At 62.8% G+C, this 21126-nt stretch carries 22 protein-coding genes; 15 read left to right on the top strand and 7 right to left on the bottom strand.

Features of this window, described 5'->3' with window-relative positions:
* Positions 1-42 precede the first annotated feature (42 nt).
* Entirely contained in the window at positions 43-753 is a 711-nt protein-coding gene (locus NKF26_RS08470) for a phosphoribosyltransferase (RefSeq protein WP_253226682.1), read from the top strand.
* A gap of 586 nt (positions 754-1339) precedes the next feature.
* On the opposite strand, the gene NKF26_RS08465 is transcribed toward NKF26_RS08470, so the two are convergent.
* On the bottom strand, positions 1340-2029 hold the full coding sequence (locus NKF26_RS08465; protein WP_066144319.1) for a helix-turn-helix domain-containing protein: 690 nt from the start codon (positions 2027-2029) through the stop codon (positions 1340-1342).
* A gap of 149 nt (positions 2030-2178) precedes the next feature.
* On the opposite strand from NKF26_RS08465, the gene NKF26_RS08460 reads away from it, so the two are divergent.
* The 5 genes from NKF26_RS08460 to NKF26_RS08440 all read left to right on the top strand — a co-directional run bounded on the left by NKF26_RS08460 (position 2179) and on the right by NKF26_RS08440 (position 9039).
* Complete coding sequence (locus NKF26_RS08460) at positions 2179-3216, top strand: DUF1611 domain-containing protein (RefSeq protein WP_253226683.1); 1038 nt, start codon at positions 2179-2181, stop codon at positions 3214-3216.
* Positions 3217-4272 carry a dipeptide epimerase gene (locus NKF26_RS08455; RefSeq protein WP_253226684.1) on the top strand — a complete coding sequence of 352 codons (1056 nt, stop codon included), beginning with the start codon at positions 3217-3219 and terminating at the stop codon, positions 4270-4272.
* An 87-nt stretch (positions 4273-4359) separates the two neighbouring features.
* A complete protein-coding gene (locus tag NKF26_RS08450; RefSeq protein WP_253226685.1) occupies positions 4360-5550 on the top strand; it encodes a redox-regulated ATPase YchF in 1191 nt (396 codons plus the stop codon).
* Between the two features lie 758 nt (positions 5551-6308).
* Positions 6309-7811 (top strand): APC family permease, encoded by a 1503-nt coding sequence (locus NKF26_RS08445; RefSeq protein WP_253226686.1) that lies wholly within the window; start codon positions 6309-6311, stop codon positions 7809-7811.
* Entirely contained in the window at positions 7804-9039 is a 1236-nt protein-coding gene (locus NKF26_RS08440; RefSeq protein WP_253226687.1) for a M20 family metallopeptidase, read from the top strand. The genes NKF26_RS08445 and NKF26_RS08440 overlap by 8 nt, the downstream gene beginning before the upstream one ends.
* Before the next feature lie 36 nt (positions 9040-9075).
* Here NKF26_RS08440 and engB read toward each other — a convergent pair whose 3' ends face one another.
* Positions 9076-9696: a GTP-binding protein EngB gene (engB, locus tag NKF26_RS08435; RefSeq protein WP_253226688.1), complete on the bottom strand. Its 621-nt coding sequence runs from the start codon at positions 9694-9696 to the stop codon at positions 9076-9078.
* Positions 9697-9787: 91 nt separating this feature from the next.
* Between engB and NKF26_RS08430 the strand changes: the two genes are divergently transcribed.
* Both NKF26_RS08430 and NKF26_RS08425 read left to right on the top strand, forming a co-directional pair.
* Positions 9788-11128, top strand: coding sequence for a TIGR00341 family protein (locus NKF26_RS08430; RefSeq protein ID WP_253226689.1), 1341 nt, complete (start codon positions 9788-9790; stop codon positions 11126-11128).
* A gap of 87 nt (positions 11129-11215) precedes the next feature.
* Positions 11216-12544 carry a TIGR00341 family protein gene (locus tag NKF26_RS08425; protein WP_253226690.1) on the top strand — a complete coding sequence of 443 codons (1329 nt, stop codon included), beginning with the start codon at positions 11216-11218 and terminating at the stop codon, positions 12542-12544.
* Positions 12545-12565: 21 nt separating this feature from the next.
* On the opposite strand, the gene NKF26_RS08420 is transcribed toward NKF26_RS08425, so the two are convergent.
* The gene (locus NKF26_RS08420) at positions 12566-13525 is read right to left on the bottom strand and encodes an NOG1 family protein (protein ID WP_253226691.1); all 960 of its coding nucleotides are present in this window, start codon (positions 13523-13525) and stop codon (positions 12566-12568) included.
* 101 nt (positions 13526-13626) lie between these two features.
* Between NKF26_RS08420 and NKF26_RS08415 the strand changes: the two genes are divergently transcribed.
* Genes NKF26_RS08415 through NKF26_RS08405 form a run of 3 tightly spaced genes read left to right on the top strand, consistent with a single transcriptional unit; the run spans position 13627 to position 15266 of the window.
* On the top strand, positions 13627-13992 hold the full coding sequence (locus tag NKF26_RS08415) for a DUF5518 domain-containing protein (RefSeq protein WP_253226692.1): 366 nt from the start codon (positions 13627-13629) through the stop codon (positions 13990-13992).
* 46 nt (positions 13993-14038) lie between these two features.
* A complete protein-coding gene (locus NKF26_RS08410) occupies positions 14039-14353 on the top strand; it encodes an ASCH domain-containing protein (RefSeq protein WP_253226693.1) in 315 nt (104 codons plus the stop codon).
* A gap of 46 nt (positions 14354-14399) precedes the next feature.
* Positions 14400-15266 carry a RimK family alpha-L-glutamate ligase gene (locus tag NKF26_RS08405; protein WP_253234177.1) on the top strand — a complete coding sequence of 289 codons (867 nt, stop codon included), beginning with the start codon at positions 14400-14402 and terminating at the stop codon, positions 15264-15266.
* Here NKF26_RS08405 and NKF26_RS08400 read toward each other — a convergent pair.
* The 3 genes from NKF26_RS08400 to NKF26_RS08390 all read right to left on the bottom strand — a co-directional run bounded on the left by NKF26_RS08400 (position 15253) and on the right by NKF26_RS08390 (position 17563).
* Positions 15253-15642 (bottom strand): Hsp20/alpha crystallin family protein, encoded by a 390-nt coding sequence (locus NKF26_RS08400; protein WP_253226695.1) that lies wholly within the window; start codon positions 15640-15642, stop codon positions 15253-15255. The genes NKF26_RS08405 and NKF26_RS08400 overlap by 14 nt on opposite strands.
* Before the next feature lie 151 nt (positions 15643-15793).
* Complete coding sequence (locus NKF26_RS08395; protein ID WP_253226696.1) at positions 15794-16126, bottom strand: hypothetical protein; 333 nt, start codon at positions 16124-16126, stop codon at positions 15794-15796.
* A gap of 423 nt (positions 16127-16549) precedes the next feature.
* Positions 16550-17563, bottom strand: coding sequence for a type II glyceraldehyde-3-phosphate dehydrogenase (locus tag NKF26_RS08390; RefSeq protein ID WP_253226697.1), 1014 nt, complete (start codon positions 17561-17563; stop codon positions 16550-16552).
* Between the two features lie 170 nt (positions 17564-17733).
* On the opposite strand from NKF26_RS08390, the gene NKF26_RS08385 reads away from it, so the two are divergent.
* Positions 17734-18678, top strand: coding sequence for an aminopeptidase (locus tag NKF26_RS08385; protein ID WP_253226698.1), 945 nt, complete (start codon positions 17734-17736; stop codon positions 18676-18678).
* A 13-nt stretch (positions 18679-18691) separates the two neighbouring features.
* Positions 18692-19024 (top strand): CHY zinc finger protein, encoded by a 333-nt coding sequence (locus NKF26_RS08380; protein ID WP_253226699.1) that lies wholly within the window; start codon positions 18692-18694, stop codon positions 19022-19024.
* Positions 19025-19027: 3 nt separating this feature from the next.
* Here the strand turns inward: NKF26_RS08380 and NKF26_RS08375 are convergent, their stop codons facing one another.
* Positions 19028-19402, bottom strand: a complete 375-nt coding sequence (locus NKF26_RS08375) for a hypothetical protein (protein WP_253226700.1) — start codon at positions 19400-19402, stop codon at positions 19028-19030.
* A gap of 99 nt (positions 19403-19501) precedes the next feature.
* Here NKF26_RS08375 and NKF26_RS08370 point away from each other — a divergent pair, with 99 nt between their 5' ends.
* Positions 19502-20152 carry an HVO_0476 family zinc finger protein gene (locus NKF26_RS08370; RefSeq protein WP_253226701.1) on the top strand — a complete coding sequence of 217 codons (651 nt, stop codon included), beginning with the start codon at positions 19502-19504 and terminating at the stop codon, positions 20150-20152.
* A 59-nt stretch (positions 20153-20211) separates the two neighbouring features.
* The gene (locus NKF26_RS08365; RefSeq protein WP_253226702.1) at positions 20212-21123 is read left to right on the top strand and encodes a class I SAM-dependent methyltransferase; all 912 of its coding nucleotides are present in this window, start codon (positions 20212-20214) and stop codon (positions 21121-21123) included.
* Positions 21124-21126: the final 3 nt, after the last annotated feature.

The following is a 21126-nucleotide window of genomic DNA, read 5'->3' as shown; positions in this document are numbered from 1 at the left end:
CTGTAAACCGTTAAGTGCCACGGCGCGCGAGTTTCGGATAGAATGAGCGATATCCCGGACGATTTCAAATGTACCATCACCAACTGGGATTACATCTACAGTCTCTGCCGTGACGTGAGCGAACAGGTGAAAGAGTCCGAGTTCGAGCCAGACGTCATCGTCGCCCTCGCGCGCGGTGGCTGGTTCGCGGGGCGGTGTATCTGTGACTTCCTCGGCTTGGACGACCTGACGAGCCTGAAGATGGAACACTACGTCGGCGCGGCCCAGAAGTCCAACGAACCCGAAGTCCGCTACCCGATGCCGGAGGGAAGCGTCGAGGGCAAGGACGTGCTCATCATCGACGACATCGCCGACACCGGCGGGTCGATCAAACACGCCGCCGAGTACGTCAGCGAGCGCGACGCGGGCGAAATCCGGACCGCGACCCTCCAACTCCTCCAGACCAGCGAGTTCGACCCCGATTACATCGGCGAGCGCCTCGAAGAGTGGGCGTGGATCGTCTACCCGTGGAACTTCATCGAGGACATGATCGACATCACCAGCGGCGCGCTCGACCGCGCCGACGAGGACGTGTTCACGAAGGACGACATCCGCCACTACCTCAACGAGTACCACGACGTGGAGCGAATCCAGATGGAAATCGCCCAACCCGACCGTCTGAGCGAAGTCCTCGACGAGATGGTCCGACGCGACGTCCTCGAACCCGAGGACGACGGCTGGCGACTCCTGAAGAACGCGACCGGCGTTCAGTAACGGGGACGAGGGGGTTCGTGCGTGTGACGAAACGACTGTTCTGGTTTTGCGATTTCAGCGACGATGAAAGATCAGCAGTATCGCCCGGCCCGTCCAACCGAGTGGCGCGCGCTGACGGGACAACGTGGCCGAACTGCTGGTTCGCGATTACACCGCTCACCCAGAGGTTTCTTCGAAACCTCGCTGGCCGCGTCGTCCCGGCAAATCCGTGCGAGGTCTTCGCGAGCCGAGCGGGACCTTCGGTCCCGTGAGCGTGCGAACGGGAGCACGGAAGAGCTTGCTCTTCCGGAGCGAGCGAACGGCTCGTCAGAGCAGAGCTCTGACGGTGGATGAGCGACGACGTGAACGAAGTGAGCGTCGGAGCGAATCGGTTGGGGAGGCGTGTGGTGCGGTAGACGAGGTTGCTCTGCAACCTCGCAAGCGAATAGCGCGGAACGCCGTTCCACGGACCATTCGAGCGGCACGCCCCGCGAGAAGGTGACGGAGCCGTGAGCAGACGATGCGGTATTCGTGTGGCTTGATCTTGCAATCGCAACGAAACTAGCGTCCTCTCGTCGCAGGTGGAGTAGAACCGCCCACTAACCCGCTATCCCAGCAGTTTCGCTTCGGCTTTCCGCAGGTGTTCGAGCAGCGTGGTCTTCGACACGTCCATCTCTTCGGCGAGTTCCGACGCGGTGACCTTCCGAGGCCACTGGTAGTACCCTCGCCGTCGGGCGAGTTCGAAGGCCTCGCGCTGTCGTTCCGAGAGGTCGTCGGTTCGGAGGACGCCAGCCCCGGTTTCGGCGGTTGCGACGTGACGAACGCGGACGTCGGCGTCCATCTCCTCGCACACGTCCTCGATTCGCTCGTGGAGTTCGTCCCGCTCTGCTTCTACGATGACGGTCCAGTACTCGCGTCCGCCGTACATTCGGACGGGTTCGTCGGGGATGAACCCGCGAGAGACGAGCGCGTCGTTGATGCTGTTTTGCAGATCGTAGTGGACGACGATGCCGCGACTCGCGCTTCCGAACGCGACCGAGTCCTCGGTCGCGTGCGGGTGGTCGGTTTCCCACACCGAATCCGTCAACTCGGAGTCCCGAACCGCTTCGACGAGGTCGTCCACCTCCTCCAGCGTGTTGCCGTAGGCCGTGAACCGTCCGGTCGCCATGCCGTCGATGGTGTGGACGCCGTGGCCGAGCAGTCCCGCGACCCGGCCTTCGGTCACTTCGAGCGTCCAGCAGTTGGGGTGCCAGATGTCGAGCGTCACTCGGAGTCCGGCGCGCTCCGCTGTGGTCATCTATCGGGATAGAGGAATGAAGCTGGCAAAAGTGTATGGCAGGGAGAATGACATTTGTTAGCACGGGTGACAAAAGTGAGGGGTCCCCGAACCGACACCCGTGCATGAAAGGGGGGAAGGCTTTCAATGGTTGTGAGTCAGTGTATCATATGAACCTCCGCGATTCGTTCGACGCCCCTGCCCCGGCACTCGTTCTCGCCGAGGGGGCGTTCGGAACGATGGATGGAAAAACGGCTAACGGGGTCGTCATGCACAGCGAACTGTTCGACGCACGAGCCGTCATCGACTCGACGCACGCCGGTGACCCCACGAGCGAGGTACTGGGTCGCCCCGACACGCGCGACGTGCCGATCGTCTCCTCGACGGGCGACGCGCTCGACCGCGCGCCCGAGTCCGAGGCGCTCGTCATCGGCGTCGCACCCGCCGGTGGCAAACTGCCCGACGAGTGGGTCGAAGACATCGAGGAAGCCATCCGGGCCGGACTCGACATCGTCTCCGGACTGCACGTCTTTCTCTCCGAGCAGGAGCACTGGCAAAGTCTCGCCGACGAACACGGCGTTACCCTGTTCGACGTGCGGAAACCACCGGGAGAAGACGACCTACGGGTGGGCGACGGGTCGGTGGACGACGCCGATGCCGACGTCATACTGACCGCCGGGACCGACTGTGCGGTCGGCAAGCGCACGACGACGTTCGAACTGTATCGTGCGGCGAAACGCGCCGGGTTGAACGCGGGCTGGGTCGCGACCGGCCAGACCGGCATCATGGTCGGTGCACACCGCGGCGTCGTCATCGACCGCGTTCCGGCGGACTTCACGGCTGGCGTCGTCGAGGACCTCGTATCCGCCGTCGCGGAGGACCACGACATCGTCTTCGTCGAGGGTCAAGCGTCGCTCACCCACCGCGCCTATTCGAGCGTCACGCTGGGCGTCCTTCACGGCTCGTGGCCGGACGCGGTCGTGCTGGTGGACGACCCGAACCGCGAGAACAGGACCCACTTCGACCAGTGGCCGCTCGCGGGCGTGGAAGCCGAGCGCCACCTCGTGGAGGAACTCTCGGACGCGACAGTCGCCGGCGTCTCGACGTGGGGTGACCCCTCAGATGTCGAATACTCCGTCCCGGCCGCGAACGTCTACGACGAGGGCGGCCCGGAGGACCTCCTCGGCATGGTCCGAGAGGCGCTGTAAATGGAAATCGAACGGGCGTCGGTCGAACCCCTGGACCTGCCCCTGCGCGAACCGTTCGAAATCTCGCTCGGGACACAACACAGCGCGACGAACGTCCTCGTGACGGTCGAAACGGAGACCGTGACCGGATACGGCGAAGGCTCCCCGCTCACGCCCGTCACGGGGGAAACACAGGAGGCGGCGCTCGCCACCGCTCGCGCCGCCACGGAGTTGCTCGAAGGGAAGTCGCTCGCCGACTATCGAAGCCTCATCGGGGAGGTTCGAAGCACGTTTCCGGGCATGGTCTCCGCGCTCTTCGCCGTCGAAACCGCAATTCTCGACGCCTACTGCCGGGAGCGGGAGATGGCCCTCTCGGAACTGTTCGGGAGGTCGCCGGAGCCGGTGACGACGGATTTCACCATCTCCATCATGCCGCCCGAGGATGCGGAGCAGGGGGCAGCGCGGGCGGCGGCGGAGGGTTTCGACTGCCTGAAGGTGAAGACCGGAACGACCGTCGCGGACGACGTCGCCCGCGTCGCAGCGGTTCACGAGGGAGCGCCCGACGCGGAACTGACGGTGGACGCGAACCAGGGCTGGACGCCGAAGGAGACCGCGGAGTTCGCCAGCGAGATCGAATCGCGGGAAATCGATCTCTCGCTCATCGAACAACCCACGCCCGCGGCGGACGTGGTCGGACTGGCGCGGGCGCGGGACACCGTGTCGGTTCCGGTCGCGGCCGACGAGGCCGTCTTCACGCCCGAAGACGCGATTCGGATCGTCCGCGAGGACGCGGCGGACGTGATCAACGTGAAGTTGGGGAAGTCGGGATTGCTCGCCGCGCGGGACATCGCGTCGATAGCGGAGGCCGCGAACGTCGAACTGATGGTCGGGTGCATGCTCGAAAGCGCGCTCGGGATCCACACCAGCGCGCACCTCGTCGCCGGAATCGGGTCGTTCTCGCATGTCGATTTGGACGGCAACCTGCTCATCGCGGAGGACGTGATTACGGGGACCGGCGGGCCGACCATCGGCATCGGTGGCCCGGGCCACGGAATCGACCCCACGTTCCCCGAGTGAGCACGCGAGCCGAGCCATTCGGTATCATTCGACAGCCGTCCCGTCGTTTGAAAACGCCTTTAGCCTCGAATCTCCCAATCCGGCCTAATGAGTTACAAAATCGGACTGGTCGGGAAACCCTCCGTGGGTAAATCGACCTTTTTCAACGCCGCGACGATGAACGACGTGCCGGAGGGTGCCTACCCCTTCACGACCATCGACCCGTCCATCGGCGAGGCGTACGCCCGCGTGGAGTGTGCCGCACCCGAATTCGACGAGAGTTGCACCCCCAGCGTCGGGTTTTGTGAGGAAGGGACGCGCTACGTCCCGACGAAACTCGTGGACGTGGCGGGACTCATCCCCGGCGCACACGAGGGCAAGGGGTTGGGCAACCAGTTCCTCAGCGACCTGAACGAGGCCGACGTGCTCGTCCACGTGGTGGACTTCTCGGGGAAGACCGACATCGAAGGCGAGAAGACCGAGGGCCACGACCCGCGCGACGACATCGCCTTCCTCGAAAACGAACTCGACATGTGGTACCTCGAAGTCCTCGAAAAGGGTATCGAGCGCTTCCGCTCGGGCTACGCCGGTGAGGAGAAACACATCGAGGAGGACCTCGCCGAGCAGATGTCGGCGTTCAAAACGAACAAGGACGAGATAAAACAGATCATCCTCTCGCTCGGCCTCGATTTGGACCCCGAGGTGTGGGAGGACGAGGACCGCGAGGAACTCGCCCGCGAAATCCGCAAGCGGACCAAACCGATGGTCATCGCGGCGAACAAGATGGACACGCCCGAAGCCCAAGCGAACTACGAGGACATCACCTCCGACCCCGACTACGAGCACTTGACCATCATCCCCGCCAGCGCCCACGCCGAGAAGGCGCTCAAGAACGCCGCCGAACAGGGCGTCATCGACTACGACGCCGGAGACGCGGACTTCGAAATCACGGGCGACATCAGCGAGGAACAGGAACAGGGTCTCGACCAGATTCGGCAGTTCACGAACGAGTTCGACGGCACCGGCGTCCAGCGCGCCCTCGAAGCCGCGCTGTTCGACGAACTCGATCTCATCGCCATCTTCCCTGGCTCCGCCAACGGTAGCGCCAGCGAGAAGGGCGTCTTCCGCGACTGCTTCCTCCTCCCCGGTGGCTCGACGGCCGAGGACTTCGCGTACCACCTGCACAGCGACATCGGCGACGGGTTCCTCCACGGCATCGACTGCCGGAGCAAGCGCCAGATCGGTTCGAGTTCGGAACTCGATCACCGGTCCGTCGTGGAAATCGTTTCCACGAATTAGAGACGGCGAAGTCGGGGAGTGGGGTTTCTTCTTCGCGTTATTCTTCTTGGTGGGTTGATGTGGTTGCTTCGTCACCACGAGGTCGGTAGCGTGCAGTCCAACCAACCGCCGCGGCGCGCGGGCCAGCAGGACCGAGGCCACTCCGGCCGAGGTCCTCGAAAATCGGAGATTTTCGGGATGTGACGAACGCTTTGCGTTCGTAACCAGCCTGCTGGCTATCGCGCGAGGGATGAGTATCGCAGCGAACGAATGTGAGCGAGAAACGCAGTCGGTTGGGGAGGATGTGGCGCGGTGCGGAAGCAGTGTGGAAGCGGTGCTTGGGTGGGTTGAAAGGGGCCGGGCGGTTCCGCGAGCCTGCGAGCGGGACGTTGTCGGAGCTTGCCTCCGACTGTATTCGCGCTTGTGTAGTCGCCTCAGCGACCCCTCTCGGCGTGCGGTTTTCTCGTGAGCGACGGAGGAGCGAACGAGAGCAGGCAAGAGCTGCGCTCTTGCCGTGTGCGCCGAGATGTCGCTGAGCGACCGCGAACTGGCGGGGGCTTTCGGGGCTGTCTTCTCAGTAACTGCAATCGCAAAACCAGAATCAACTCAGTTGCGTAGCGAACGAGCGGGGGCTTTCTGGGTCGTCATCCCAGTCGCTGTAATCTCCCTGGCGACTACGCCGCTGTCGAAGCACAAATTCTTTCTACTCCATCTCACTGTCGTCACCCCGCACATGGGAGGGACGGGGACTAAGCCCCCGCCTAGTTGTGTGTCATCATATGTCATCATCACACGGCAAGGACAGTAACAGCCTTTCACGGGATATGGGGCTGTTCGGTGCGATGAGTACGGTGGTCGCGGGGACGCTTGGGGCCGGGTTGTTCGTCACGCTGGGTACGGCGAGTTCGACGACTGGACCGAGCGTCATCCTCGTGGTTGTCCTCTCGGGAATACTGGCGATGGCAATCGCGGTGAACTACAGTTGGATGGCGACCATCTTCCCGGCCGCCGCCGGGTCGTACGCGTACATCTCGCGGACGTTCGACAGTCGGCTCCCCGGCTTCATCGTCACGTGGTCGAAGTGGTTGGGGTACATGGCCGCCGACGCCGTGCTCGCGCTCGGCTTCGGCAACTATTTACAGGTGTTTTATCCCGGTATCGACGCGACAATCGCGGGCTTCGTGCTCCTCACCGTCCTCTTTCTGGTCAACCTCGTCGGGACGAAGGAGTACAGCCTCTCGCAGAACGCCATCATGGCCGTGCTGATGGTGGCCATCCTCATCCTCGTGATTCCGGGGTCGTTCCATGTGAACGCCGCGAACTACCATCCGTTCTTCACCGGCGGCATGGACGGGTTCATCGGGGCCGCCGTCCCGCTGTTCTACGCCTACATCGGCATCGCCGTCGCGGGACAGATGGGCGCGGAAGTCAAGAACCCGTCCAAAAACCTCCCGTTGGCGATGGTCGGCGGCACCGCGCTCCTCATCGTTCTCTACGTCTGGACGGCCGTCGTCATCTACGGCGTCGTCGGCGACTACACCGTGCTGGCGAACTCGGACCGACCGCTGGCGACGGCGGCGGAGGCGTTCCTGGGTAACAGCGCGACCGCAATCGTCGCGTTCGGCGGTCTCCTCGCTACTGCTTCCAGCGTCCACGCAGTGATGGCCGCGGGCATCAAGATGCCCTACTCGTGGTCGTGGGACGAGGTGTTCCCGAAGCAGTTCTCCGCGGTGAGTCAGCGGTTCGGCACGCCCCACTACTCGCTCGTCACGCTGTACGCCGTGGCGGCGGCGTTGACGTTCTGGAGCGACGGCCTCAACGAAGCCATCATCATCGCGACGTTCAGCTACCTCATCGCCTATTCGACGGTCTCCCTGACCCTGCTGTACGTTCGGCTCTCCCGCCCCGATCTCGCCGAGAAGGCGGGCTTCGACTACGGATGGCTCACGCCCATTACGGGTGTCGTCGCCTCCGTCGGGGCCGCCGGACTGCTGACGAAGGCCGCGAACTTCGGCGGTCTTCCGAGCGCGTTCGCGGACTTCTTTGGGTCGCCGTTGGCCGGAAACATCCCGCTCGCCAGCGCGTACTGGACCGCGTTCGAGGCCACGCCGACGCTCCGCATCTACCTCCCGTGGATGGTCGTCGGACTCGGTATCTTCACCGTCTACTGGCGACTCGGCAACCGGCGCGGCACCGACGTCGGCGCGATTCTCGACACCCTTCCGGGCGTGGCGAGCGACGAGCGCGAGACGAGTGGGCCGGAGGTCGTCTCGGATGACTGAATCCGCGGAAGCGACTAAAACAGCGACCCCCGCAATCGACCCCGAGGAAACCATCTCCCTCCTGCAGGAGATGGTGCGTATCCCCTCGCCGTACTTCGAGGAGCACGAACTGAGCGAGTTCGTCTACGACTGGTTGGATTCCCGAGGGCTCGACCCCGAGTACCACCACGTCAGCGAGCCGAAAATCACTGAATACGAGGGCGACAATGTCCTTGCACGCTTGGACGGTAACGACCCGGACGCCCCGACGCTCCTCCTGAATGCGCACATGGACACCGTCCTGCTGGTGGAGGACTGGGAGGAAGACCCCTGCTCCGGCCGAATCGAGGACGGCAAACTGTACGGACAGGGGGCATGCGACATGAAGGGCGGACTGGCCGCCGTGATGGTCGCGTTCGAAGCGCTGGCCGAATCGGAGGCCGAACTCGCGGGTGACGTCGTTCTCTCCGCAGTCGTGGACGAGGAAGGTCCGTACGGCCTCGGCACCGACCGCCTCATCCGCGACGGCTACACCGACGACTACGACGCCGCCATCGTCACCGAACCCGGCCCCATCCTCGCACAGGAGGAGGACATCCAAAACCCCGCGCTCCTCCTCGGCGCTCGCGGGCGATTCCTCTACGACATCGAGGTCAAGGGCCACGCCGCCCACGGTTCGCAACCGCACAAGGGAATCAACGCCGTCGTGGACGCCGGAAAGGTCGCCGACGCGCTCTCGAATCTCGATACCGGAAGTCACCCGAAACTCGGCGACGGGTCGGTCTGCCCGCTCCTGCTGGAGGGTGGCAGTCAGACGCTTTCGGTGCCCGAGCGCGCCCACCTCATGGTGGACCGCCACGTCGTTCTGGGGGAAAATGAGGACTTGGTGCGCCAACAGGCCGAGGACGCGATTGACGAGTTGGACATCGAAAGCGAGGTGGAAATCGGGTTTCGCGAGTCGCCCGACCCCGGCATCAAATACGGCCCGTACGTCACGCCCGAGGACCACGACCTCGTGAAGTCGCTCGTCGGCGCGACAGAATCCGTCGCGGGCGTCGAACCCGAGTTCGGCTACTTCGCCAGCGTCGGGGACTTCAACTACCTCGGCGACCGTGCGGAGTTGCCGACCGTCATCGTCGGCCCCGACGGCGAGAACATCCACGGCGCGGGCGAGTTCGTCTACACCAACGAGGTGGTCGAAGTCGCGCGAATCGTCGCCGAGGGTGCGATGCGATTTGTAGGAACGTGAGTGAACGGCGGGCTTTGAATCACCCGATTCCCTTCGTTACGAGAAGAACTTGAACAGGTCGTCGCGCTTCTCCTCGTGCAGATGGGTCTTCACGGCCTCGTTCAGCGTGCCGATACTGCCGCGTTTCGCGCTGATCGGGGCGATGGTGTCCTGCCACTGCTTCCACGGCGGATGCAGTCCGAGGCGGTCACAGAGGTCGTTCAGGCGTTCGTCCTCGTCGTCCACTTTGTCCATCTTGTTCACGGCGACGACGACCGGGATGCCGACCTCCTGGAGGAAGTAGAACATCTCCACGTCGTGCGGGATTTCGTCCTCGCCCGAGTGACGGTCGATGATGTCGATGACGCTCTTCCCATCGACGACCAGCACGCCGAGCAGGATCTTCTCGGCGTTCTCCTCGATGTACTGGACGATGTCGGTCTTGATTTGCTCCCTGTACTCCTCCTCGACGCCGGACATGAACCCGAAGCCGGGCAGGTCGGTGAGCATGAAATCCTCGCTGGCCCAGTCGAAGTGGTTCGGTTGGCGCGTGACGCCGGGTTTGCCACCGGTCTCGAACTTGTGGCCCGTCAACTCACGCATCAGCGTGGATTTGCCGACGTTCGAGCGCCCGACGAACACGATTTCCGCATCTCGGCCGGGTCGATTTTCGAACATAGTGGTTCGTACGCCGCTCGACGTTTAACCGCCGTGGTTTTCCGCCGTCTCCCGCGTCGAGACTTATTGTCCTCTGGGTCGTGCTCGGCATGTGCGTCTCGTGGAAATCGCCATCCCGGTGGGGGAACGGGAGCTAGTAATCGAAACGCTGGAAGCGAGGAACATCGACTACTACATCACCGAGGAGACGAGCGGACGGGGCGGTGCGGAGGACTACGCCGCGATCATCACGTTTCCGCTCCCGCAGAACGCGGTGCAACCGGTCATCGACGAACTCCGCGATGCGGGGCTGAGCGAGGTTGCTCACGTCATCGTCATCGACGCCGAGGTCGACGTCTCGAATCGCTTCGAGCGACTCGTGGAACGCTACAGGGAGGAGCGAGGGCGACGAATTCGCATCGCCCGCGAGGAGATTCGCATTCGCGCCCGTGAACTCTCTCCAAGCCTCCGGACGTTCGTCACGATGACCGTGGTGAGCGCCGTCGTGGCGACTGCCGGACTCCTGCTCGATTCGGCCGCCGTCGTCGTCGGGTCGATGGTCATCGCGCCGCTGGTCGGCCCCGCGCTGTCGGCGAGCATCGGGACGGTTCTCGACGACCGTGACCTGTTTCGACGGGGCGTACGGTTACAGGCCCTCGGCGTCATCGTCGCGGTCGCAAGCGCCGCCCTCTTCGCCGCGTTGATTCGGTCGATTCCGCTGTTCCCGCCCGGAGCGGACGTGACGAAAATACCCGAGGTCGCGATTCGAATCTCCCCCGATTTCCTCTCGCTCATCATCGCACTCGGCGCGGGTATCGCCGGAATCATCAGTTTGTCAGCCGGTGCTTCGACTGCCCTCGTCGGCGTCATGATCGCCGTTGCGCTCATCCCGCCCGCCGCGACGGTCGGCATCGGCCTCGCGTGGGGCGAACCGGCCGTCACCGTGAGCGCCGGTATCCTCGTACTGGTCAACCTTCTGGCCATCAACCTCTCGGCACTGATCACGCTCCGATACATGGGCTATCGACCACGAGGGTGGTTGAAACGACGACATTCGAGAGGAGAGATGCTCAAGCGTGCATCGGTCCTCTTCGTCGTCATCGTCCTCCTCTCGGTTTTTCTCGGCGGGGTGACGTACTCCTCGGTACAGGACGCACAGTACAAGCATACCGTCCGAGAAACGACCGATTCACTGCTCGAACGACCGCGATACGCGGGGGGAGAGCGACTCGAAACGGTCGTTCGATACGGACCTTCCCTTTCGCTCCCCCGAAAGTATCGGGACCCGACGCTCCCGTTTCATCAGCCGCGTGAAGTGATCATCACTGTCGGTAGGCCCACGGACCGAACCTATCCCGGACTGGCCGAGCGCATTCGAACCCGTCTCTACCGGCGCACGGGACGGAACGTCTCCGTTCAAATTCGCTACGTCGACATCGATAGGGCACCCTGACGGACAGTAGCAGTTGACGGAGAAATCGGATGAACCAACGGCATATCGGCCCGCGATTATATCAATCTGTGAACCGCATCGGAGGACGTGCGACTCGTACAGGTATCAATCCCGACGGGCGAGCGACAAACCGTCATCGACACGCTCGAATCCGAGGGAATCGACTTCTTCGTCACCGACGAGACTGGTGGCCGTCGGTACGCCGCTATCGCGACGTTTCCGCTCCCGCAGAACGCGGTGCAACCGGTCATCGACAAGCTTCACGACGCCGGGTTGAGCGACGAAGCCCACACGGTAATCATCGACGCCGAGACGGACACGTCCCGCGAGTTCGAGCAACTCGCGAAACGCTACGAAGCGGAAAACGGCGGCAACAGGATCGCTCGTGACGAAATCCTCACGCAAGCGCGGGAGCTGTCCCCCCGGTTCCAGACCTTCGTCTTCATGACCGTGGTGAGCGCCGTCGTGGCGACTGCCGGACTCCTGCTCGACTCCCCGGCCGTCGTCGTCGGATCGATGGTCATCGCGCCACTGCTCGGTCCCGCGCTGTCCGCGTCAGTAGGTACCGTGTTGAACGAACCCGATATGTTTCGCCGTGGCGTCAAACTCCAACTGCTCGGCGTCGCCGTCGCCATCGGCAGCGCGACGATTTTCGCGTTCCTCATCAGGAACCTCTTTCTCTTCCCACCGAGCACGGACATCACCCAGATATCCCAGATCAGCGGGCGACTGTCGCCCGATTTTCTCTCGCTCATCGTGGCGCTCGGCGCAGGTGCGGCGGGCGTCGTCAGCCTCGCCGCTGGCGTGTCGGTCGCCCTCGTCGGCGTCATGATCGCGGCGGCACTCATCCCGCCCGCCGCGGCGGTCGGTATCGGTATCGCGTGGCAAAAGCCGATGGTCGCGCTGGGAGCGTTCGTCCTCGTCCTCGTGAACGTCCTCTCGATCAATCTCGCCGCCCTCGTAACGCTCCAGTACATGGGGTATCGGCCGAAGAACTGGTTCAGACTGGAAGCATCCCGCGAGGAGACCGTCAAACGGATCGGAGTCCTCGTCATCGGGATCGCAGTCCTGTCGGTGTTCCTCGGTGGAGTCACGTATTTTACCTACCAGAGTTCGCAGTTCGAACAGGGATCCAGTATCGCGACAAACCACGTCTTTCAGGAACCGCGGTATCAGCAGGCCGAAAAGTTGCGGATGCAGGTAGAGTACAGTCAAACGTTCCCGCTCGGGAAGAACGACTACACGCGAAACCTGCCGTTCCGCGAACCGGACCGAGTCGTCGTCACTGTTGGGAAGCCGAAAGGGGAACAGTATCCACAACTCACGAGGCGGATTCACGACCGAATCGCACAGCGGACGGGAAAAAGCGTCGCGGTTCAGATCCGATACGTGGAGACTAGCGAAGTTCCGGCGTGAGGCGGCGTCCGGAAAATCGGTCTATCCGTCGAACGGCAGTTCGGGTTCGTAGCCGATGGCGTCCACGGCGGCGTCGAGGGTTTCCGTAACGTTGTCGTCCTCCTCGATGCTCATGTACATATCCGCCTCCACGTCGGTCGAGAGGTCGGACTTGTTGCAGACGGTGAGGACGGGCACGTCGCCGAACTCCGCTTCGACCGAGTCACGGAGTTCCAGTTGTGCGTCGAGCGGGTAGCCACAGTAGGCGCTCGCGTCCACGAAGAACAGGATACAGTCGGCGAGGTGGGTGATCGCCGACACCGCCTGCGTTTCGATGGCGTTTCGCTCGTCCGCCGGACGGTCGAGCAGTCCGGGGGTATCAACTATCTGATATCGGATGTGCTGGCGGTCGAAGTGACCGACGTGGATACCCTTCGTGGTGAACGGGTACTCCGCGATTTCGTTGCGGGCGTTCGTGATGGTGTTGACGAACGACGACTTCCCGACGTTGGGGTAGCCCGCGACGACGACGGTCGGGGCCGACGGGTCGATGTCGGGAAGCGTGCGCAGGTCGTTTCGCGCCTCGCCGATTCGGGCGAGGTCGTCCTCGACTTCCTCCACGATGGACGCGAGGCGGGCGAACCCCTGTTTTCGCACCTTGCGAGCGTAGTTGATGTCGCCGCGCAGTTTACCTTGGTACTCGCGGCCGATGTCCTTCGTCTTCCGGGAGGCCCACTGGATCTCCGAAAGGCTCTTTCTGACTTCGTCGACGTCCACGACGGCGTCCGCGAGTTCGTAGTAGAACGGGTCTACTTCCTGGAAATCCGGCCACGCGGTGACGACGTTTTGCATGTTGTCCGAGAGGATGTTCGAAGCGGTCTGGAGCATGGACTGCTGAGCCTGAATACCGCTTTTGGCCCGGCCTGCCCGTGTCGCCCGCGAGAACGCCTTGTCGATGAGTTCCTCCGACGTGGGCGTTGTCGGAAGGGTCTCGAAAATCATGGACGTTCGTATGCCCTCCCACCTTAAAAGGGCGTTCATACCGTTCTGCCAGCCGATTTTGGCGAGAGGCTTTTGTTTTCCCACTCCCAACCTATTTACTCATGACTAACTGGTACGCGGTTTTCGTCGGCTTCGTCGTGTCGGTCCTCGCCGGAATCGTGGCGTTCGCCCTCCCCGGAATCGGTCACGTCGGTGCCGGACTGATCGGCGGCTTTGCGGCGGGCTACGTCGCCGGCGGTGGTCTCGGGAGTGGTTTCTGGCACGGCCTCCTCTCCGGGGCGCTCGGCGGAATCGTCGTCGCCCTGTTCGTCGGACTGGCCGGAACCGTCTTCGGCGGACTCGTCGGCGGTCCGGCCGGGTCGCTGTTCGGCGGCATGGGCCTGTTCCTCATCGCCATCTTCGTCGCGTTTCTGCTGGCGCTCAACAACGCCATCGGTGGCGCAATCGGCGGCGTGCTGAAAGGCTGAACGGTCGAAGGGCAGTCGTTTTTTCGGTGGAGGACGAAGGACGGGTATGTCGAAAATCGACGCCGACACGCTACTCCCGTCGGAGCACGTTCAGCGAGCGGTCACGGCCGGTCAGGTGTCACAGCTTCATCGTGGCAACCCGTACGCCGAGGAGGGTGACACCTTCGACATCGATGGCGAAACGTTCGAGGTCGTGGCGGTAACCGAACGGACGTTGGGCGATTTGACCGACGAGGACGCACGGGCGGAAGGCTCGGAGGATTTGGACGCCTACCGCGAGCGACTGGACCGCGCCCACGATGACTTCGAGTGGGACGACGACGCGACGGTGTTCCGACATCGGTTCGAGCGCGTCGAATGATCCGAGACGGGCGAACTTTTTAGCGACGGCTACGAACGCACGACCGATGCTGGATTTGGCGGTTGCGTACCGACAGGAGACGTTCGAGCGAATCCGCGAACCGCTCGCGGAGCGGGGGATTCGAGTTCGGCACGTTCGGAGCGAACAACGGACGTTCGACCTCGAATCCCCGCCGTGGACGCCCGACGAGTTCGACGTAGGATTCGTCTATCCGTCACGGATGATGGAGGGCGGCGTGGTCGATGGGTTGCTCTCGGTCCCGTGGGTGAACGGCCGCGAGGCGGTCCTCACCTCCCGAAACAAGGGCGGCGTCATCGCGCGACTCGGGAGGGCAGGAATTCCCGTCCCGAAGACGGTCGTGGTCTCGAATCCCGTCGATGAGGGTGATCTCCGCAACGTATTCGGGCAGTTCGATTCGCCGGTCGTGGTGAAACCCAACTCGACGACGCGCGGGACGGGTATCGCAAAAGTGGACGACTTGGACTCGTTCCTCGGAGTGATCGATTACCTGAATCTCGTTCACGACTACCGGGCGACGGGAGATAAATCGTTTCTCGTACAGGAGTATCTCCCGAACGCAGTCGACTATCGGGCGATGATCGTCGATGGTGAGTACGTCGGCGCTGTCGAGCGCCGACTCCCGGAGGAGGCGCTGGATGCCGGACGCTGGAAACACAACGTCCACCGAGGGGCACAAGCACGCGGCGTCTCCCTACCGGCCGAGTATCGTGAGATCGCTGAACAGGCGGCGGAGACGCTCGGGATTCGGTTCTGTGGTGTCGATTTGCTCGCCCTCGACGACCGTGTCGTCGTCAACGAGACGAACGCACGACCGACGATAGACGAAGAAACGAAGTACGAAAATGGGTTGTACGACCGCCTCGCCGAACTCGTCCGAACTACTCGACGCTGATGTTCGCGGATTCGTCGGTTTTCTCGAACGTGACTTCGAGGACGCCGTTGTTGTAGGTTGCTTTTGCGGAACTCTCGTCCACACGGGCCGGGAGCGTGATTCGCTCGTCGTACTCGCGGTGGTCGCTGACGGCGCTGATGGTCATCGCTTCGCCGTCGCATTTGAGGTTGATGTCGTCCTTCTCGACGCCGGGTAGGTCCGCGATGACGCGGACCAACTCTTCGTCCTCGTGGATATCGACGTGCGTGTCGGCACCGAATCCGGTCGTTCCGGTGTCGACTTGCATGTCGACGTTGCCGCCCATCATATCGTTCATCATGCGCTCGATTTCGCGGAAGAGGTCGTCGAAGGGGTCGTCGCGATCGTCTCGTCGCATACCTGAGGGTAAGTCCCTCCCGGGGAAAAGGTTTTGGACAGCCGTCAGACGTGCCGTTTTTCGGACGACAAAATGGCAGAGAGCGGGTTCTGTATCGAAACGTCGTCTTCGTGATTTTAGTAAAAAATTCAGCGTCGGTTGAAAGTACCGATTATCTCCACGGACTGTGGCCGTCCTCTTGGCTCTGGTGGTTGAAGTTCTGAGCGTTCGAGTACGCGGATTGTGAGTTCTTGTTGCTCTGGTAGTTGGCCTGAACGGCGTACGCGTTACCGGATTCAGCGTCGTGGCCGAGCGCGGCCGAGACTGCGACGTTGTCGTCCTGATAGTTGCTGTTGCCCTGTGCGACGTACTGTTCTTGGTCAACGTGCGAGCTCGCCCATTGATGGCTGGACTGTGAGTCCGCTGCGGCGTTACCCGCGAAGCCGATTGCGAACACACTGGCGACCATGCTCATGACGAGCAGGATTTTGAGTGACTTTCTCATGATTTTCTCTCCGGGCGGGAGAGACCGTTTCTGGACAGCATCTGACCGCTCTGCCGTCCACCCCACCCGTTGCGCCACATCGGGGTGATGGTAAATGAACGCCGGGTATCGTTGAGTCCGTTCGCACCATTTTCGAAGCGCTGAATTCGGGACTAATCGCCGGTAACGAAGGAAATAGGAGACGGGAGCGCCGAGCGTCACTCCATTCGCGTCGGAATCGCTCGTTCGACTCCGTTCGTAAACGGTCGAACCGGCCGATACCGAACGGCAATTTCGAATTCGATTGAGACATGATATCGATGCTCACGAAGGTAGCCACTGCGTACTGGCGACGCACGGCGGCGATATCCACGTTACTCGGTTCGCCGGGTGGGAGAATGACTACTCGTGTCTCCGAAAAAAGTCGAAGTCGAAAGAGTCGGCTTAGAAGCCGATTCCGAGCGCGTCGTTGGTCGTCTCGATGCTCTCTTCGGCGTCCGCCGTGTTCGTCACCGCACGGATCGCGTCCACGTTCTCCGGTACGACGTCGCTCTCCTGGTGGATGGCTTGGAAGAGATAGAGGTCGTTGCCTTCCATCGAGACGGACTCGCCCCAAACACAGTTCTCCCAGAAGTCGCCACGCGGGCGGCCCCTGTCCATGGCGTACTCCTTGAGCTTTCCAGCGCCGTCGATATCCATGTGTTCGGGGACGACGAACAGCCGCGACTGGCTTTCGAGCAGTTCGCGTACGTCCTCGGCGTCGGGTTCGGATTCGAGTGAGACGTTGATGCTGTGCATGTGCATCAGCGTCGCCGGAACCTTCAGGCCGAGCGTATCGATGGCGAGGTCCGGGAAGATCGTTTTCACGTCCGGGCCGTGGTGGGACGGCAGCGACACCGGGTTCGGAACGATGTCGTTGATGGGACCGCGACCGGTCTGGGCCGGGTCGCCACCGCGACGGACGAGGGTCGCCCGAACCTTCTCGACGCCGTACTCCTCGCGAAGCGGCGCGACGAGTCGGGAGAGACCGGTCGTGTTGCACGACACGACGCGAACGTGCTGTGCGCCGATCGATTCGTCGTAGTTGGCGCGGGCGTTGAAGCTCGTCTCGCCGACGCTCGCGTCCTCGCCGCCCTGATACAGCGCGGGCGTGTCGTACTCGTCGTACAGCGATTTGTTCTCCGCGCCGATACCGGACGGGCAAGCGTCCACGACGACGTCGGCCGCTTCGACCATCTCGTCCACCATTCCCGCGAGTTCGATGCCCGCGTCGTCGAACTGGTCCGCCCGCTCCTCGATCGCGGCGTAGAGCGGATAACCCTTCTCGACGGCACTTTCGGCCTCGAAATTGGGCCGGGTCTTCGCGACACCGACGATTTCCATGTCCGGTTGTGCGCGGACGGCGTCAGCGACTCGCTTCCCGATAGTCCCGTACCCGTTAATGCCGACCTGTAGCATGTACGTGGGCCTGCTACCCCCGCCATTAAAACCGTTTCGAGCGAATCCGGCAGAACACAACTCGAAAGTGAGTAATTCGGCGGTTTCGAGGTCGTCGATATCGGGACGAAATTCCGACCCAAACGCCACGAAAGGGAACACCTAACCGCTCCCGAACGCAACCGCCATTTATGAGTCTGGACGACGCCGCGAAGACCGCCGTCGAGCAGTGTATGGCACTCGAAGCCGACGAGTCGTGTGCGATAATCACCGACGACAAGCGCTGGGACATCGGCAAGGCGCTGTACGACACCGCCAGCGAAATCACCGACGACGTGACGATCACGCGCTATCCCGTCGGAAACCAGCACGGCGAGGAGCCACCGGCCGCCGTCGCCGCCGCGATGGCCGCCACGGACGTCGTCCTCGCGCCGACGACGAAGAGTTTGAGCCACACCCGCGCACGCGGAAACGCGAACGACGAGGGCGCACGAATCGCCACCCTCCCCGGTATCACGGAGGAAGTGATGGTGACGGGCCTCGCCGCCGACTACGAGAACATCGACGGGCACTGCACGGACGTGCTCGCGCAGGTCGAGGGCGCGGAGGAGATTCGCGTCACGACAGAGAAGGGAACGGACATCACCTTCGAACCCGGCGACCGCGAGTGGTACGACGACACCGGTCTCTGTCACGAACCCGGCGACTTCACCAACCTCCCCGCAGGCGAGGTGTTCGTCAGCCCCGAGAACGTGAACGGCAAGTACGTCGTGGACGGCACCATGCGCCCGCACGGCCTCCTCGAAGACGGCCAGACCCTCGAATTCGAAGTCGAGGACGGCTACGTCACGAGTATCAGCGACGACGAAATCCGCGAGCAGGTCGAAACTGCATCGGAGGAAGTCGGCCAGGACGCCTACAACCTCGCCGAACTCGGCATCGGCACCAACGTCGCGGTCACCGAACTCGTCGGCTCCGTCCTCCTCGACGAGAAGGCGGGCGGCACGGTCCACATCGCCATCGGCGACGACGCGGGCATCGGCGGCGACACGGACGCTCCGCTCCACCTCGACGGCATCATTCGAGAGCCGACGGTCTACGCGGACGGCGAGGAAGTCGAACTGCCACAGCCATAAAATCGACCAGCAGATGCGAACCATCCACGGAATCGACGTCCACGGCATCGATGTAGACGCCGAAACGCGGTGTGCGCACTACGACACCGAGTGTGACGTGATCGCGATTCGGTTCTCGTGCTGTAACGAGTACTATCCCTGTTTTCGGTGCCACGACGCGGTTGCTGACCATCCACGCGAAACGTGGGCGAAAGACGAACGTGACACCGAGGCGGTGCTGTGCGGCGTCTGCGGTTCGGAACTGACGATTTCGGAGTATCTCGGTTGTGAGTCGCAGTGTCCGGAGTGTGACGCGGAATTCAATCCGGGCTGTGCGAACCACTACGAGTTGTACTTCGACGGGTGAGATTCACCCGGATTTCGACGGGAGAATTTGGATACCGTCGTCCGCGGTGAGGTAAATCTCCGCCGAGGTCGCATCCCAGAACGGACCACCACCCTTCGAAAATCCGGTCGGGAATTCGACGGTTACGCTGTTGTTCGCGCCGATAGTGGCGATTCGAATCCGGCTTCCAGCGGGAACGGTAACCGTTTTTCGCCCTCGTTCTCCATCGTCGGCGCGCCAAATCGCGGTGAGTGGCCGGTCCATCCCGTCGTAGTTCGTGACGAAGAGCGGAATCGTGACTTCGTTTTCCCCGCCGACGAACTCGCTACAACCGGAGACGCCGAGCGACAGCGCCACGGCACCGACACCGATTTTCTCGACGAACCTCCGCCGTCTCATTTCGGCTCTACGAGTACGGCCGGATTCCATGAGTGTTCCGTTTGCCGCACTCTCCCACAACTCCACGCACTTTTACGGCCTGACTTCCTACACCGCTCCATGAGCGATACAGCGGAACGTGTGGCAGTCGTCTGCCCATCCTGTTCCCCCGATTTGGAGACGGTTCACGAAGTCCTCAAACCGGGCGGACAGGCGACGGTACGATGCACCGAGTGCGACCACGTCCACAAGACGAAAATCGAGGAGGAGAAGACCGAGGAAATCGACGTCGTCGTCTCGCAGGAAGGCGAGTCGTTCACCGCGAAGGCGGACGTTCCCGTGGAGGAGACGCTGGCGGTCGGCGAGGAGTTCGTCCTCGAAACCGACGAGGCCATCTTCGTCGTCCGAATCACCAGCCTCGAACAGGAGGACGACCGCCGCGTCGAGGAGTCGGTGGCCCCCGACGTGGAGACCATCTGGACGCGCGCCGTGGACAACGTGAGCGTCAACGTCACGATTCACCCCAACGACGGCCGCCGGGACAACTCCCGAAGCGTCAAAGTGAACATTCCGGGGGATTACGAGTTCGTCGTCGGCGAACGGGAAGAACTCGCCAAGGAGGAGTTCACCATCGACGGCATCCTCGTCACGGACGACGCGTCGGGCTACGACCACGACCGACTGGATTTCGACGGCGACGCCGTCCTCGCCAAGGACGTGAAACGGATTTACGCCGAGGACGAGGGTTCGACGGCGTGGTCCGCGTGGTAAGCGGACGGGCAGAAACTTCTGACACGTAGCTTTTTTCGACTCGCCGCCGTCGGTTTGGCATGGACTATCGCGAGTTGTGTTTGCTGTGGGCCGCCCGCGAGACAGGCATCATCGACGCCGTCATGTTTCACGCGGGAACACCGGTCGAAATCGCCGCGGAAACGGGCGTCACCGAGCGTGCCGCACGAATCACGCTCGCCGCGATGGCCGAACTGGGCTACCTCGAAACCGTCGATGGCGAATACGAGGCGACCAATCGAGCACTCGGACTGTTCGCCAAGACTGACGTGCGTTCCATCGGTCGGACCCCCCACTACATGGACTGTCTGGAGGGCTGGCTCGCGCTCCCGGAGACAATGCTAACTGGAGACTCGCCCGACCCGTCCGAGGAATGGACGGCCAACTTCATGGGCGCGATGGCGACCATCGACGAGACGACGGTCCGCACCTGCGTCACGGAAGCCGTTCACGAGAACCCCCACGCGGAGCGCGTCCTCGACATCGGCGGCGGGCCGGGTGAGTTCTCGAAGGAGTTCGCCCGTCGTGGCTTCGACGTGACGCTGTTGGACCGACCAGACGTCATCGAGGCCGACCGCAAGTTCCTCGAACACGAACCCGTCGAACTCGTCCCCGGCGATGCGACCGACGACCTTCCGACCGGATTCGACCTCGCGTTCTGCTCGCGGGTCGCCCACGCGCTCGGCCCGGACGAGAACCGGGCACTTCTCGAAAACACGTTCGATGCGCTTTCCCCCGGCGGCGTGGCCATCTTCACCGACAAGGTCCGAGGGTGGGCCGACGACGCGGCGCTGTTCGGGGCGCACATGCTCGCGGTGACCGAAAACGGCGATACCTACGACGAAGCCCAGTTTCGGGAGTGGTTCGAGGGTGCTGGCTTCGAATCCATCGACGTGCGCGACATCCCGGGCACGCAACAGCAAGCAATTATCGGGCACAGGCCGCGCCATTGAAGA

Source organism: Haladaptatus sp. AB618 (assembly GCF_024136965.1).
Lineage (GTDB): Archaea > Halobacteriota > Halobacteria > Halobacteriales > Haladaptataceae > Haladaptatus.
The sequence above is the reverse complement of the archived record's forward strand: the minus strand, read 5'-3'. Positions and strand labels throughout refer to the sequence as shown.